Source organism: Bradyrhizobium manausense, from assembly GCF_001440035.1.
Classification (GTDB): Bacteria; Pseudomonadota; Alphaproteobacteria; order Rhizobiales; family Xanthobacteraceae; genus Bradyrhizobium; species Bradyrhizobium manausense.
In genome coordinates this window covers 330998-342930 of record NZ_LJYG01000116.1, presented here as the reverse complement: position 1 = coordinate 342930, position 11933 = coordinate 330998, and the positions used below count along the sequence as shown (strand labels likewise).

Genomic DNA, 11933 nt, shown 5'->3' with positions numbered 1-11933 from the left:
CTGATCCCCCAAATCACCTGATGCTCGGCCGCCCCAAATTCGTACTTGCCTCCGGTTCGCCGCGGCGCCTGTCGCTGCTCAACCAGGCCGGCATCGACCCCGATGCGCTCCGGCCGGCCGACGTCGACGAGACGCCGCGGCGGGGCGAACTGCCGCGCGCCTGCGCCAACCGACTCGCGCGGGCCAAGGCCGATGCCGCGCTGAAATCCGTGCAGCTCGACGACGAGCTGCGCGGCGCCTTCATCCTCTCTGCCGACACTGTGGTGGCGGTCGGCCGCCGCATCCTGCCCAAGGCGAACCTGGTGGACGAAGCCGCGCAGTGCCTGCGGCTGCTGTCGGGCCGCAACCACCGCGTCTACACCGCGATCTGCCTGGTAACGCCACGCGAGGCCTTCCGCCAGCGCCTGGTCGAGACCCGCGTCCGCTTCAAGCGGCTCTCGGAGGACGACATCCAGGCCTATATCGGCTCCGGCGAATGGCGCGGCAAAGCCGGCGGCTATGCCGTGCAGGGTATTGCCGGCTCGTTCGTCGTGAAGATGGTTGGCTCCTACACCAACGTGGTCGGCCTGCCGCTCTACGAGACCACGACGCTGCTCGGCGGCGAGGGCTTCCCGATCCGCTTCGGCTGGCTCAACGCCACCACGGTCTGACTGGAATCTCGAAAACAACCCCATGCACAGTAGGATCGGCCGGCGCGGATTTTGCGCGGCGGCCCGAGAAACCCGTTTGCTGCCGGGCCCTTGAATGCCCCGACCTCGTGTACAGCTATCCCGACCATGGACGACCAAATCAAAAAGCCCGCCTCGCCCCTCAGAACCTGCCCGATCTGCGGCAAGCCGCAGGCGCAAGCCACCCGCCCGTTCTGCTCCTCGCGCTGCCGCGACGTCGATCTGAACCGCTGGCTGAAAGGCTCCTACGTCATCCCTGGTAGGGATGACGAGGTGGATGATGTAGAATAGCAAGTAATGTCAATATCTTATGGTGGTGGCCGGCAAGCGACGGCAAGCCCGCCCGAGCTTGTACACAGCCGAGCCGCGCCCCGCGAAGCCGAAGGCGAAGCGTGGGTGGACAGGCAGCTCTCGGCCCACTATAAACCGCCCGCTCGATGGGCTTTGGCCCCTCTCTTGGAGCACGCCCAGGTAGCTCAGTTGGTAGAGCATGCGACTGAAAATCGCAGTGTCGGTGGTTCGATTCCGCCCCTGGGCACCAATCCAAACCCAAGTACGTGCCACTCTCAAAGCAGGCGCTCGCTATTATTGGCGAGGTGTGGGACCTCACACCTGGTAACGGCTTATTGCTTCCGTCCATCGGTTCGAATTTGAAGCCACTTTCGGAAAATGCACTCAACTCCGCATTACGCCGGATGGGCTACAGCAAGGATGAGATGACCGCACACGGCTTCCGATCAACAGCCTCCACCATTTGCAATGAGAGGTCTCTCGCTGACGCACAGGTTATTGACGTTGCTTTGGCGCATCAGGACGAAGATGATGTTCGACGCGTCTACAACCGCGCCCTCTATCTCAAAGAGCGTACCGTGCTCATGCGGCGCTGGGCAGGGTGCCGCGCACACTCTCAGAGCCAACGCGACCCGCAGAGCCGGGCTTTGGGGACGAGGATTGGACGTCCTGAATGCCACAAGCCGAGGGCTCGTCCTGACTCGCAAACGTCGAAGATAGAACGTGTAGGCGAATGACGGTCTCGATTTCCAGATGACCCATCCAGGCCGTCTGGACGCTCCCAAAAGCTAGAGGGGAAAACGAGATGGACGGCCCAACGCGAGCACTGCTGAAGTCGACCGGAATGAATGCGGCGTGGCTGCTTTCGAGCGGGCTCTGCTATTGGCTCGTGACGCCCTCGCCCGCGACCGCCATCGTTTCACTCATCGCAGCGATTGGCTCGGGTCTGCTGCTTCGGCCGGCCATCCGGATTTTCTTGCGGTGGTTCGAAAGCATAAAACAACATCCGCCAGGCAATTTCGCTGTGCCGGCGATCACTCTCGTTATCTATTTCTTCCTTCTGATCGCCATGTGGTCTTACTTCTACGTTTTTCTCGCGCGGACGGCAGAGGACTTTCCGTTCTGCTCCGGTGCTGACCCGATTGATCCGAAACAGTTTGGTCTCCCCGAATCGTTCTATTTCACCGTCATCTCGTTTGCCACGGTCGGCTACGGAGATATCTACGCGTGCACGAGCGGATCGCGATGGGCGGTCGTGGTGGAACTTTCGAATGTCGTGATGATCGGTTTCATCGGGCTTCCTGCTCTTGTCAACCTGGTGATCGATCTCGCCCAGCGGAGGTTTGAAAGCATCAAATCTGCCGATGGCGACACCGACATACCCCTTGCCACCCTGACCATCGTCGTCGGTATGGCTATCATTGCCTTGGCTGAGCCGCTGACATACAACCTTCTGGCTGCGGGAAACACGGCGGACGGTGAGATAGTGCAGATATACGCTGGGATCAGCGCTGCGATGCTCATCGGCATTGCGTTCGGCGCGCTGATCGTGGCCGCCAACCGGATGCTCGGCGGGCATGACACGCGATCGATATCGCTCACACACGCGATCCAACTTGTCGTCTTGGCCTACGTGCTTTTTGTCGAAGGCTTCGCTTACCTCTACCTTCTCATTGATCGACCTGGCGCGAATGCCTTCGCCTTTGCACGAAGCACCGAGCATCGACTCGATTTCGGGAGTGCAAGCTACTTCAGTCTGACGACGCTCACGACGACGGGTTTTGGCGACATCGCGCCACTATCGCCGACAGCGCGGATCGCCGCGATCGGGCAGATCACGATAGGGATTATGTTTACCTTATTCGCTTTCGGGCTCGTCACCTCAGCCATCGTGAAGCAGCGCGCGCAAACACGCGCTTGAACCAACGCCCTGTTTCCAGTTCGCCTTTTGGGACAGGAGATCCTCATCGCATCGCAAGGCACCGGATCCGACAGAAAAGAGCCCGCCGGAGCGGGCTTTTTGTAGTCTAAGCTGTTAGTGCCGCGGACGACTTTGTTGGGCAGGTGGTTGCCCGATGTCCCGTCTCATTGCGGATCGAGCATTTGGGACCGCGGCGCTCGCGAGCCGCGCCACCAAGAAGCTCATTGAGCTCGGTATCCAACTCCTCACGCTTCGCGATGAGTTCCTTCACTCGCGCGATCTTTCCGTCCAGGTCCATGTGCACCGAGAACAATCGATAGTGCTGACCCCAACTCCTGGGCGGACATACCTATGTATAGCTTTGCGAAGTCAAGCTTCGATGAAAGCCTTAGAAGTGCCGTCTCATTTGGCGGGTTCACCCGCGCTGGGCCCGAAGCATGGCACTTGCGGCCAGAGATCGTCCATCATGTCAGGTCCCAACAAGATTGCGCTTTTTATCGACGGAGCCAATCTCTATGCCACGGCGAAGACACTCAACTTCGACATAGATTACAAGCGCCTACTCAGTGAATTTCAAAGTCGCGGGACGCTGCTGCGGGCATTGTACTACACTGCCATTATCGAGGATCAGGAATATTCCTCGATCCGTCCGCTGGTCGATTGGCTAAACTACAATGGCTACACCGTCGTCACCAAGGCCACCAAGGAGTTCGTCGACCCCGCCGGGCGCCGCAAAGTCAAAGGCAACATGGACATCGAACTCGCCGTAGACGCCATGGAGCTCGCCGAGCACATCGATCAGATGGTGCTATTCTCGGGTGACGGCGACTTCCGCCCCCTGGTCGAGGCCGTCCAGCGCCGGGGCGTGCGGGTCACGGTGATCTCCACCATCGCCAGCCAGCCGCCCATGATCGCCGACGAGTTGCGCCGCCAGGCCGACGTCTTCACCGACCTTCTCGAACTCCAAGCCAAGATTGGTCGCAATCCGTCTGAACGGCCGGCACCCCGTGAGCGCGAGTCGCGCTATCGCTCGCACCAGGTCCGTGAGCGTGAGGCCACCCCAGAGCTCAGGGGAAATGATAGCGTGCTCGAGGACTGAGCTACGAAGCGAGATTGCTCGTGTGATCCCAAAGCCATATGACCGGCTCCTCCGGCGCACGTGCTCGCGCCTTGGAGCTGAGCCGCGAAGACGGGCGCAACGAATAAGCCCGGCATTTGCGCCGGGCCGATCGCTAATATAGTTCGGTTCTGAGCAACGGACCAACTAGACAAGACTCGGTCGCGTCCAGTCGGTTCGGATTCCGACATTACAAAGCTTGCCCACGAGCTTCGCATAGCCTGTTGTTACGCCGCGCGCCGCCCGACACCCGTCTCGCGATTGCCGGCAGGTGCGCTTTGACGCGCAGGAAGGCCCCAGCAAGTAGCATCCGAAAGTGATGTGAAGCCCGAACCGAAAATGGTTCCGGCAAGCTGCGTCGAGGGAAGCTAACTGAAGCCGCTAAACGACAACGCCAGCGACTTCCTTCATCAACTGTTGCGAGAGTTGGACCGAGACGTCCATTAACTGCGAGAATGTCAGCACTTGGATTGTTGTTGGGGTTGACCGGACATTCGATCGCCTTCCCAAAGCTCAAAGCCGTGCTCGCGATACATTTGCTCGGCTCGACATCTCGCAGCCTGCTCGTCGATGCAATCGAGCTTCGCGGCGCAGATCACTCGCCGGCTGCTGTCCACCACGAACAGTACCGCATGACGACAATTCCATCCCAACGGGGTCGTCATCCGTAGTCAATGTCCGCCTGAGGCAGCACCAAACTCAACGAATGCGCGCGGAACCTTTGTACCTGTGGCCATTTGGTTATACGGGCGCCTGGAACTCTTGCGTCGCGCGGCAGCGCGTCAGGTACTCTGCCCAAGCGTAGCGGCTTCAGTAGCGCAACCTCACCGCATGCCGAAGCCAGCGGCTCGTGCTCAAGATGGAGAGCATCCCCAGCATCATCAACAGTACGCCGAGCCAAGTTGCCGTCCGGCTCGCCGCCTCGTTGTCAGCCTCCGCGAGGCGTACGCCCATCGGCATAATCGGAGGCTCGGACGAAGTCACCACATCGTTTGCCGGCGCGGTCGCGAGAAGTTGCTCGACATCGATTTGGCCGGGCACGAGGGGCGTCGGCCGGCGGCCATGCGCAGAGATGAGATCCGCCGACATCAGAGCGATGTCTCTATCGAGATCGGAGTTAGCATCAGCTACCTTGACTTCAGGGTGAGGCGGCTGAGACGGCTCGGCCGGTGCCGAACTCAGCAACTCCGCGCGCGCACCAACGACCTCGCTCTGCCGGAGCCGCACGGTCCCGCTCTGGTCCAAACTGGCGGTGTTATCTTTGGCCACGCGCCGAGGAACGGTCTTCACCTTCACCTTCGCGGTACTCTCGGTCAGGAACCAGCATTTGCGGTGCCCGTCCATTCGATAGACCCAATGCTGGCCGGCGGGGCTCGAGCTGCCGGGGCGTGCCACGCATTCCGCTTGCGACGGGGAGGGCACAGCAGGTTGTGGTGCAGCGATATTGAAGATGTCCGCAAGAGGGCTGGAGGACGCAGGCGCCGTCGAAAGAATTTCAACAAGAACCAAGCTGACGAAGCACAATCGCAAATAACCGGTCATCGAAAACTCCCGGTGCCGCGCCCCCGGCCAGCATCACGGTTCGCGCTAACCTGGGCCATCATGCGGCTTAAATCTGGCTGCACAATGAATTAATTGTGCTCTCGATCTTCGATTTAATACGCTCGCCCTAGCGCTAGGCTGCTACACGCTGCATCACAGCTCGCCTGTAGTCGCCCCGCACCAAATAAAATGCGCCGCCATGATATTACCCCCGTCCTGCCTTTCTCCGATTACCTCCCGGAGTTAACTGTGGATGTGTGACTAAGAGGAATGGAGATTTGGCTGCTCGTTAATTCCCAAATTGTCTGCGCGGGCTTTCCCTCCAAAGAATTCGGATTGAGCCATGGACACTGAGCATTTCAATTCGCTCTCCCTTGAGGAGCTCTGGAGTCTGCATCAACAAGTTGTCGCCAGCCTCGCTGAGAAACTCTTGCTGCAAAAAGCGCGGTTGGATGAACGGCTGCACAAGATTGGCCTGGCTGATGCGGTCACACGGTTCGACCGCAAGCGCCGACCGTATCCACCCGTCCGACCCAAATATCGCAATCCGAAGAACCCGGCGGAGACTTGGTCGGGACGCGGCAGGCTGCCCAGGTGGCTGCGGCCGCAACTTCGGAGCGGCCGGAAATTGGACGATTTCCTAATCGACCAGGCTGCGGCTCAAAAGCGGCAGGCAAATTGATCGCCCAGTCCCGATGATATTGGGAAGAACAAGCCAACGAGCAAATCACGTAGTGTTACTCATACAAAGATGGGTTGGAAGAAAACGAGACCTTTCCGCGCTTGAGCTCGCAGCTGGGATTGCGGTCCACCTCGGCAACCGCTCGCATGCCGGCTATCACAGATGAGGCGAAGCTTGGCGGCCTTATGCTCGCGATCGACGAGTACGATGGCTGGCCGACGCTCCCTGAAGCTTCGCAACCTCAGCTTCCGCGTTCCGGACCGGATAGACCGAGCGCCACCCGCCAACAGACTACGATTGTTTTGGCTACTCGATGACCTTATCAGCACGGCCCAGCAATGTTGGAGATAGGGTGAGGCCCAACGCTTTCGCCGTCTTGAGATTGACAACCAATTCGAATTTTTGGGCTGCCTGAACCGGCAGGATGGCAACTGCCGGGTTGCTTAGCGCCACGATGACATCAGGGTGCGCGGCGACCAACTCGTCTGCCTGCAGGCGCATGCTGCCGGCATCGCCGTCCCAAGCGCGAACCAGGAATTGGACGTTTCGGCCTTCGACCCGACCGAGTGCCTCAAGGCGGGCCTTATAAGGCGCCAGTATCTCGCGCACTTGGAGCGGGCTCCACCATATGCCGATCGTGCGCAAACTTCGCTGCGCGAGCGCTGCCGACAGATCTCCGTAAGCCGCGGCCCGCAAGCCCGCAAGAAACACCCGTCGTTTCATCGATGAGCCAGCATCAGATCATCCATCGGAGGCACATTGTACCGAATTTGATCGATCTAACTACGTCATCGGCAGCACATAGTCGCATCCTACGTCGGGAGCGCATGGCCCGCTGCTGGCAGTCGCAAAAGCCGTTTGGGTGAGCTAATCGCGTGTCACCTGCGGGCACCCCAGGTTCGCGTTGCGGTGCCGGATCGATGCTAAATCTTCCGCGCGATGGCGCAGATCACGTTTGTCTCGACTGACGTTGTACCGCTCTCCCGCAGCTTCTTCAGGTTCGCGGCTTTGACCCCGGCTCTTTCGCCCTCGCTCATCTGCTCGACCGTCCAGCGGTAACCTGAACCGAGCACTATGGTCCACCAATCCTCCACAGACTGAAGCCGTTGCTTGCCGTCTTCGGAGGTGACCTCAGCGCCGCTGATCCCACTCTCCGACAGAAGCTGGCGCAGCGCGTCCGGCCTGGTGATGCGCTCCCAAGGGCTGACGGTTGCGACGAGATCGGGACGGAACTCCTTCACCGCCGACCAGAATGCTTCAGAGCCAGGCTCGAACATTCTTGGCCCCCAGGTGGTGATGGCGAGCTTTCCGCCGGGCCGCAGCACGCGCCACAGTTCGCGAATCTCGGCGACCATATCGGCCACGAAGAACAGCGAAAACACCGAGATCACGGCGTCGAATGATGCATCCGGGTAGCTCAGTGCCGTCATGTCAGCACGACGGAACTCGACGTTGTGCAGATGTTGCGCGAGGCTTTTCGAGCGCGCGATCGTCAGCAGCCGTTCTGCAAGGTCGATCCCAATAACTCGCCCCCGCGGTCCGACATCGATCGCGGCTGGTATCGCGGAAGCGCCGCTCCCGCAACCTACATCAAGCACCGCCGATCCCGGTGCGAGCGAGAGCTTTTGCACGGTGAGCCGACCATAGCGATCCCAGAACGCAAGCGGGCCATCATCGAAGTGGTCCGCTGCCGCGTTATACGTCGCCTCTGCCTTCAGCTTGGCTGGGTCGCTGACTGGATCCATTTCGTAGATCCCCTACAAACCGTAGGCTACGTTACACGCGCTTATATTCCTTGCTCAATGTTGGCGACCGGGTTTGGCCTCTGGGTAGTGCTGGCGCTTGGCAAAAATTCAAGGTGACGGACAGCCGGTGGTGTTTTCGCGTTCCCGCAGGCCTATCGGATGAACAGGCCGCCTTCGCCTATGTGAACCCGCTGACAGCCCTGTTGCTGAGTAGGTCGCTTCTGTCGTCGCCTGCTTTGCACGTGGCGGTAAACGCAGCCGGATCCGCAATTGGGCGGATTCTGATCAGGTTGGCAAATCGGGTCGGGATACGTCCGATTGCCATCGTGAGAAATCCAAGATCACTTCAGCTTCTTTCCGACCTCAACTTGCGTGTTACCCTTGTTGAGCCGGGCGACAGGCTATCGGCTCTCATTGCTGAAGTCACAAGCGGCGCCGGATTGGATATCGTGTTCGACGCGGTTGGAGGCGAGGAGGGGGCGCGACTGGCGTCGGGGCTGCGTGTAAATGGCGTGCACTTGCATTATGGACTGCTGTCGGGGACCCCGCTGCCCGTGTCATTGACCACGACGCGTCCCGATATCGACCTTCGCTTTTTTCGGCTTCGCGACTGGGTACATTTCGTGGAGCGCGGCGAGCTTGCGCGGGAAATGAGTGCTGTTTCGAATCTCATTCAATGTGGCGTAGCAGCCACCCCTGTCGAAGCTTGCTACCCTCTTGCCAAGATCGGCCAAGCGCTCGCGCACAATGCTCGTGAAGGTCGTCAAGGCAAAATCCTCGTCACGTGCTAGTTGTCGTTATGCATCCGTTTGACGCAACAAAAGAGATCGTATATTAAAGGTTGTGCTTTTGGCTATGACAACCGAGGTCTTGTTGTATGCTTCGATTTATATCAGCCTTCTTGCTTGTCGTTGGCTTGAGCCTTTCAAGTGCTTCTGCGCAAACGCTACCGCTTCCTTCGGTTTGGAAGAATGCGCGTGGTTCCGAGATGAGGATATGGCCCGGTACGACGGCCGGCTCCTTCCGAGGCGTATATACCAACAATGCGGCTGGATTTGATTGCCAAGGTATTCCGTTTGACTTGGTTGGCGAGACCAGCGCGAATGCGGTTAGATTCGTGGTTGTGTGGAAGAACGCCATGAAATCCTGCAACTCTATCACCGCATGGGTCGGAAGCTTGATTGGCAATGATATTCTGAGGACCGGTTGGGAGCTTGCTTATGTGGACAGGAATACCGGCCTTATGAAAACTCTGCGAGGAAGCGACGTTTTTCGTCGGGTGCCGTAGCGGTTGTCGTACGCTCTCCGTTTCCCTCAATACGACTGTGGCCGCAGCGTTATGATTTCGCTGGCCCCGGTGTGAGCGGGCCGCTCAGGTAATTGTTAGATTCCAATCGGAAAGCCCATTGCGACGACACCAAGATCCCGATCCTGGTGAGGGGCAAGACGGATGAAGGGCAAGACGGACACCGGCCGGATCCGAGCCTATGTCCGTGATACTCTTGCGTCAAAAATCATAAAGTCATTCCAATGATACGAGTTCGCAGTTTTGTTCTGAATGGCGCACCATCTCTGTGATTCTCTACCCCCGGGCGCCACGTCCCTCGGATCTCGCGACAAGTGCGCCAGACGCGGCTCACTCGACTGTGCCGGCAAGCCGCAGATTCGGCACGCCGACGCCGCGGAGGCGGATTGGTGCCGAGAGCTCCGCTCCGCTGACGTCGAGCACGAGGCCACTATCGTCGCGGCGCAGGTGGAATTCGATCGTCCTGCCTGTCTTGCGCCAATCCGACGTCTCGCCATCGTCGATATAGACAAGACCGGAACCACCGCGATCGGGCGCGCCGAACACGATGGCGGTCAGCCCCCTGTCGTCTTCAATCGGAACGATCGAGCCCGCGCGCGCGAATAGCGGTAGCCGCCCCAGGGGCGCTGCCACGGTGATGGTTCGCCCGCCTTCGAATGGCGTCCCGTCATGCCAGTCGTACCAGCCGCCGGGATGAGCGGGCAGATAGACTTCGCGCGTTGTCGCCCCCTCACCGAGAACCGGGGCGACAAGGAGATCGGGGCCAAGCATGAACGCGTCTTCGACGGTCGCAGCAATCGCGTCCGAGGCGAAATCCCACAACAGCGGCCGCACCGGCGGCACGTCTTCCAGGGCCGCACGCCACATCTGCGTATAGAGATAAGGGATCAAGCTGTGGCGCAGCTCCATGACGGATCGGACTTGCGGGAGCACGCTCGCATGCATCCACGGAGTGTTGACGATGCCGCTCGACTTCCAGGAATTCATCACCATGCGCGGCCACAGCGCGCAGAACTCGACGAAACGGCAGAGCAGTTCCGGCCCCGGCGAAGGACCATGGAAGCCGCCAACGTCGTGGCCGATGTTGTAAAACCCTGACAGGCTCATGTTCAGGCCTTGGGTGAGATTGTAGCGCAGCGTCTTCCAGGCGGTCTCGTTGTCGCCGCTCCAGGTCTGGCCGTAGCGGGCGATGCCGGCGCCGCCGGCGCGCGTGATCGTATAAGGGCGTTTGCCGGGCGCCTGCGCGGCCTGCGTCTCGTAGGCGAGCTTGTGCATCAATAGCGCCTGCGCGGGGCGGGCGAGTGTCTGCGGGAACGGACGGCCGTCGCCGTTGCAGACCGCATCCTCATCCCAGATCTCGTACTCGTTGTTGTCGCTCCAGACCGCCGTCACGCCATAGGCGAGCAGCGCGTCGCGGATGCCGTCCGCCCAAAACTGCCGGCCTTTCGGGTTGGTAAAGTCGACATGGAAGCCGAGACCATCCCAGAATTGCGCGACCGCCGGCTCGCCGGTCCCGCCGTCCGCGACGAGGATGCCGCGCGCCTTGGCTTCGCTGAGTCGGGGATGATCATCGAGCAGGCAGGGCTTGATGTTGGTGACCGGCTGCATGCCGGATGCCTTGAGCCGCGCCATCGTCGCGGCCGGATCGGGGAATTTGTCTCGATTCCAGTTGAAGACGTAGCGACGGTTGCCGATCGAGGTGTAGCCGGAGCCGAAGTGAAAGCTGTCGCAACGGATGCCGTGGCGCCTGCAATCCTCGATGAAGCCGGTGATGCGGGCGTCCGCGTCCGGCGCGTCGGCGATGGTCATCGTCGTCATCGCGAAGCCGAGCGTCCAGCGGGGCGCGAAGGCCTGTCCGCCGGTCAGCCAGGAAAACCGGCGCGTGACCTCTGATACGGTCGGTCCGGCGAGCACGTAATAGTCGAGGTCGCCATCCTCGGCGCGATAGAAGCGGAAGAGGCCGTGGTAATTGTCGATGGTGCAGCCGAGGTCGACCGAGCCAAGCGCGAGGTTGTCGTAGAAGATGCCGTGCGCGCCGCGTGCGCCGTCGACGATGAAGAACGGCAGCATCTTGTAGAGCGGATCGGACAGCTCGGCGTCGAAGCCGCAGGGATCGACGGCATCGATCGAAAAGCGCCGGCCGGTCCGATCGAGCGGACCGGCCTTGTCGCCGAGGCCGTAATGGCGCTCGTCTTCATGCCGTTCCATCGCGTGCAGCAACGCATTGGTCTTGCGCGACAGGAGATAAGCCTGGGTCGGGCGGTCCTGCAGGAATGGCTGGTCCTCGCCGTCGCGGTACCAGGCGATGCCGAACGGATCGAGCCGCACGCGTGCGCGAAGACCCGCGGCGGCCAGCGTGACGATGCCGCCGTCCTCCGACGCGGTCGTGGCCGGATTGGCAAAGCCGGAGATGTCGTCGCGCGGCCGGCCCTCGAATGGCGGCTCCATTCGATCGGGCGCGATCGCCCAGCCGCGATCGAGCCGATAGCCCTCCGGCCGGCGCAGGGTGACGCGACCGATGTCGCGCTCGAGAATCGCGATACGCAAGCTGGCGAGTGGGGCCGCCGCCGGCCCGGTCGCGAGGTCGAACAGCGCGGCGTGGCCGTCGAGGCCGCGGAAGCGGCCGTGGGTCAAGGCTTTCATTTGATCAGGCTCCGGAGA

General features: G+C 60.7%; 11 protein-coding genes, 1 tRNA gene and 1 pseudogene. 9 read left to right on the top strand and 4 right to left on the bottom strand.

Annotated features, from left to right (window positions below; all coding sequences use genetic code 11):
• The first annotated feature begins 20 nt into the window (after nt 1-20).
• From AOQ71_RS41815 to AOQ71_RS41790, 6 genes and pseudogenes are all read left to right on the top strand, one after another.
• Entirely contained in the window at nt 21-650 is a 630-nt protein-coding gene (locus AOQ71_RS41815) for a Maf-like protein (RefSeq protein WP_057759775.1), read from the top strand.
• 126 nt (nt 651-776) lie between these two features.
• Nucleotides 777-959: a DNA gyrase inhibitor YacG gene (yacG, locus tag AOQ71_RS41810; protein WP_057759772.1), complete on the top strand. Its 183-nt coding sequence runs from the start codon at nt 777-779 to the stop codon at nt 957-959.
• Between the two features lie 174 nt (nt 960-1133).
• A tRNA-Phe gene (locus tag AOQ71_RS41805) sits at nt 1134-1209 on the top strand.
• Nucleotides 1210-1219: 10 nt separating this feature from the next.
• Nucleotides 1220-1696, top strand: a pseudogene (locus AOQ71_RS44535) (tyrosine-type recombinase/integrase); the annotation flags it as partial.
• Nucleotides 1697-1764: 68 nt separating this feature from the next.
• A complete protein-coding gene (locus AOQ71_RS41800) occupies nt 1765-2880 on the top strand; it encodes an ion channel (protein ID WP_083514897.1) in 1116 nt (371 codons plus the stop codon).
• A 466-nt stretch (nt 2881-3346) separates the two neighbouring features.
• Nucleotides 3347-3979: a LabA-like NYN domain-containing protein gene (locus AOQ71_RS41790; protein WP_083514896.1), complete on the top strand. Its 633-nt coding sequence runs from the start codon at nt 3347-3349 to the stop codon at nt 3977-3979.
• A gap of 828 nt (nt 3980-4807) precedes the next feature.
• Here the strand turns inward: AOQ71_RS41790 and AOQ71_RS41785 are convergent.
• Entirely contained in the window at nt 4808-5539 is a 732-nt protein-coding gene (locus tag AOQ71_RS41785) for a hypothetical protein (RefSeq protein ID WP_057759761.1), read from the bottom strand.
• Between the two features lie 343 nt (nt 5540-5882).
• On the opposite strand from AOQ71_RS41785, the gene AOQ71_RS41780 reads away from it, so the two are divergent.
• Nucleotides 5883-6221, top strand: coding sequence for an H-NS histone family protein (locus AOQ71_RS41780; protein ID WP_057759758.1), 339 nt, complete (start codon nt 5883-5885; stop codon nt 6219-6221).
• 306 nt (nt 6222-6527) lie between these two features.
• Here AOQ71_RS41780 and AOQ71_RS41775 read toward each other — a convergent pair whose 3' ends face one another.
• A complete protein-coding gene (locus AOQ71_RS41775) occupies nt 6528-6944 on the bottom strand; it encodes a type 1 periplasmic-binding domain-containing protein (protein ID WP_057759754.1) in 417 nt (138 codons plus the stop codon).
• Between the two features lie 200 nt (nt 6945-7144).
• The gene (locus tag AOQ71_RS41770) at nt 7145-7966 is read right to left on the bottom strand and encodes a class I SAM-dependent methyltransferase (RefSeq protein ID WP_057759751.1); all 822 of its coding nucleotides are present in this window, start codon (nt 7964-7966) and stop codon (nt 7145-7147) included.
• Between the two features lie 50 nt (nt 7967-8016).
• On the opposite strand from AOQ71_RS41770, the gene AOQ71_RS44525 reads away from it, so the two are divergent.
• Both AOQ71_RS44525 and AOQ71_RS50525 read left to right on the top strand, forming a co-directional pair.
• Nucleotides 8017-8757 carry a zinc-binding dehydrogenase gene (locus tag AOQ71_RS44525; RefSeq protein WP_162268472.1) on the top strand — a complete coding sequence of 247 codons (741 nt, stop codon included), beginning with the start codon at nt 8017-8019 and terminating at the stop codon, nt 8755-8757.
• 86 nt (nt 8758-8843) lie between these two features.
• Entirely contained in the window at nt 8844-9254 is a 411-nt protein-coding gene (locus AOQ71_RS50525; protein ID WP_083514893.1) for an avidin/streptavidin family protein, read from the top strand.
• Between the two features lie 348 nt (nt 9255-9602).
• On the opposite strand, the gene AOQ71_RS41760 is transcribed toward AOQ71_RS50525, so the two are convergent.
• The gene (locus AOQ71_RS41760; RefSeq protein WP_057759746.1) at nt 9603-11915 is read right to left on the bottom strand and encodes a glycoside hydrolase family 31 protein; all 2313 of its coding nucleotides are present in this window, start codon (nt 11913-11915) and stop codon (nt 9603-9605) included.
• Nucleotides 11916-11933: the final 18 nt, after the last annotated feature.

Excerpts from the sequence above, each read along its gene's own strand:
- AOQ71_RS41815 (WP_057759775.1), top strand. The coding sequence starts at position 21 with ATGCTCGGCCGCCCCAAATTCGTACTTGCCTCCGGTTCGCCGCGGCGC.
- yacG (WP_057759772.1), top strand. The coding sequence starts at position 777 with ATGGACGACCAAATCAAAAAGCCCGCCTCGCCCCTCAGAACCTGCCCG.
- AOQ71_RS41800 (WP_083514897.1), top strand. The coding sequence starts at position 1,765 with ATGGACGGCCCAACGCGAGCACTGCTGAAGTCGACCGGAATGAATGCG.
- AOQ71_RS41790 (WP_083514896.1), top strand. The coding sequence starts at position 3,347 with ATGTCAGGTCCCAACAAGATTGCGCTTTTTATCGACGGAGCCAATCTC.
- AOQ71_RS41785 (WP_057759761.1), bottom strand. The coding sequence starts at position 5,539 with ATGACCGGTTATTTGCGATTGTGCTTCGTCAGCTTGGTTCTTGTTGAA.
- AOQ71_RS41780 (WP_057759758.1), top strand. The coding sequence starts at position 5,883 with ATGGACACTGAGCATTTCAATTCGCTCTCCCTTGAGGAGCTCTGGAGT.
- AOQ71_RS41775 (WP_057759754.1), bottom strand. The coding sequence starts at position 6,944 with ATGAAACGACGGGTGTTTCTTGCGGGCTTGCGGGCCGCGGCTTACGGA.
- AOQ71_RS41770 (WP_057759751.1), bottom strand. The coding sequence starts at position 7,966 with ATGGATCCAGTCAGCGACCCAGCCAAGCTGAAGGCAGAGGCGACGTAT.
- AOQ71_RS50525 (WP_083514893.1), top strand. The coding sequence starts at position 8,844 with ATGCTTCGATTTATATCAGCCTTCTTGCTTGTCGTTGGCTTGAGCCTT.
- AOQ71_RS41760 (WP_057759746.1), bottom strand. The coding sequence starts at position 11,915 with ATGAAAGCCTTGACCCACGGCCGCTTCCGCGGCCTCGACGGCCACGCC.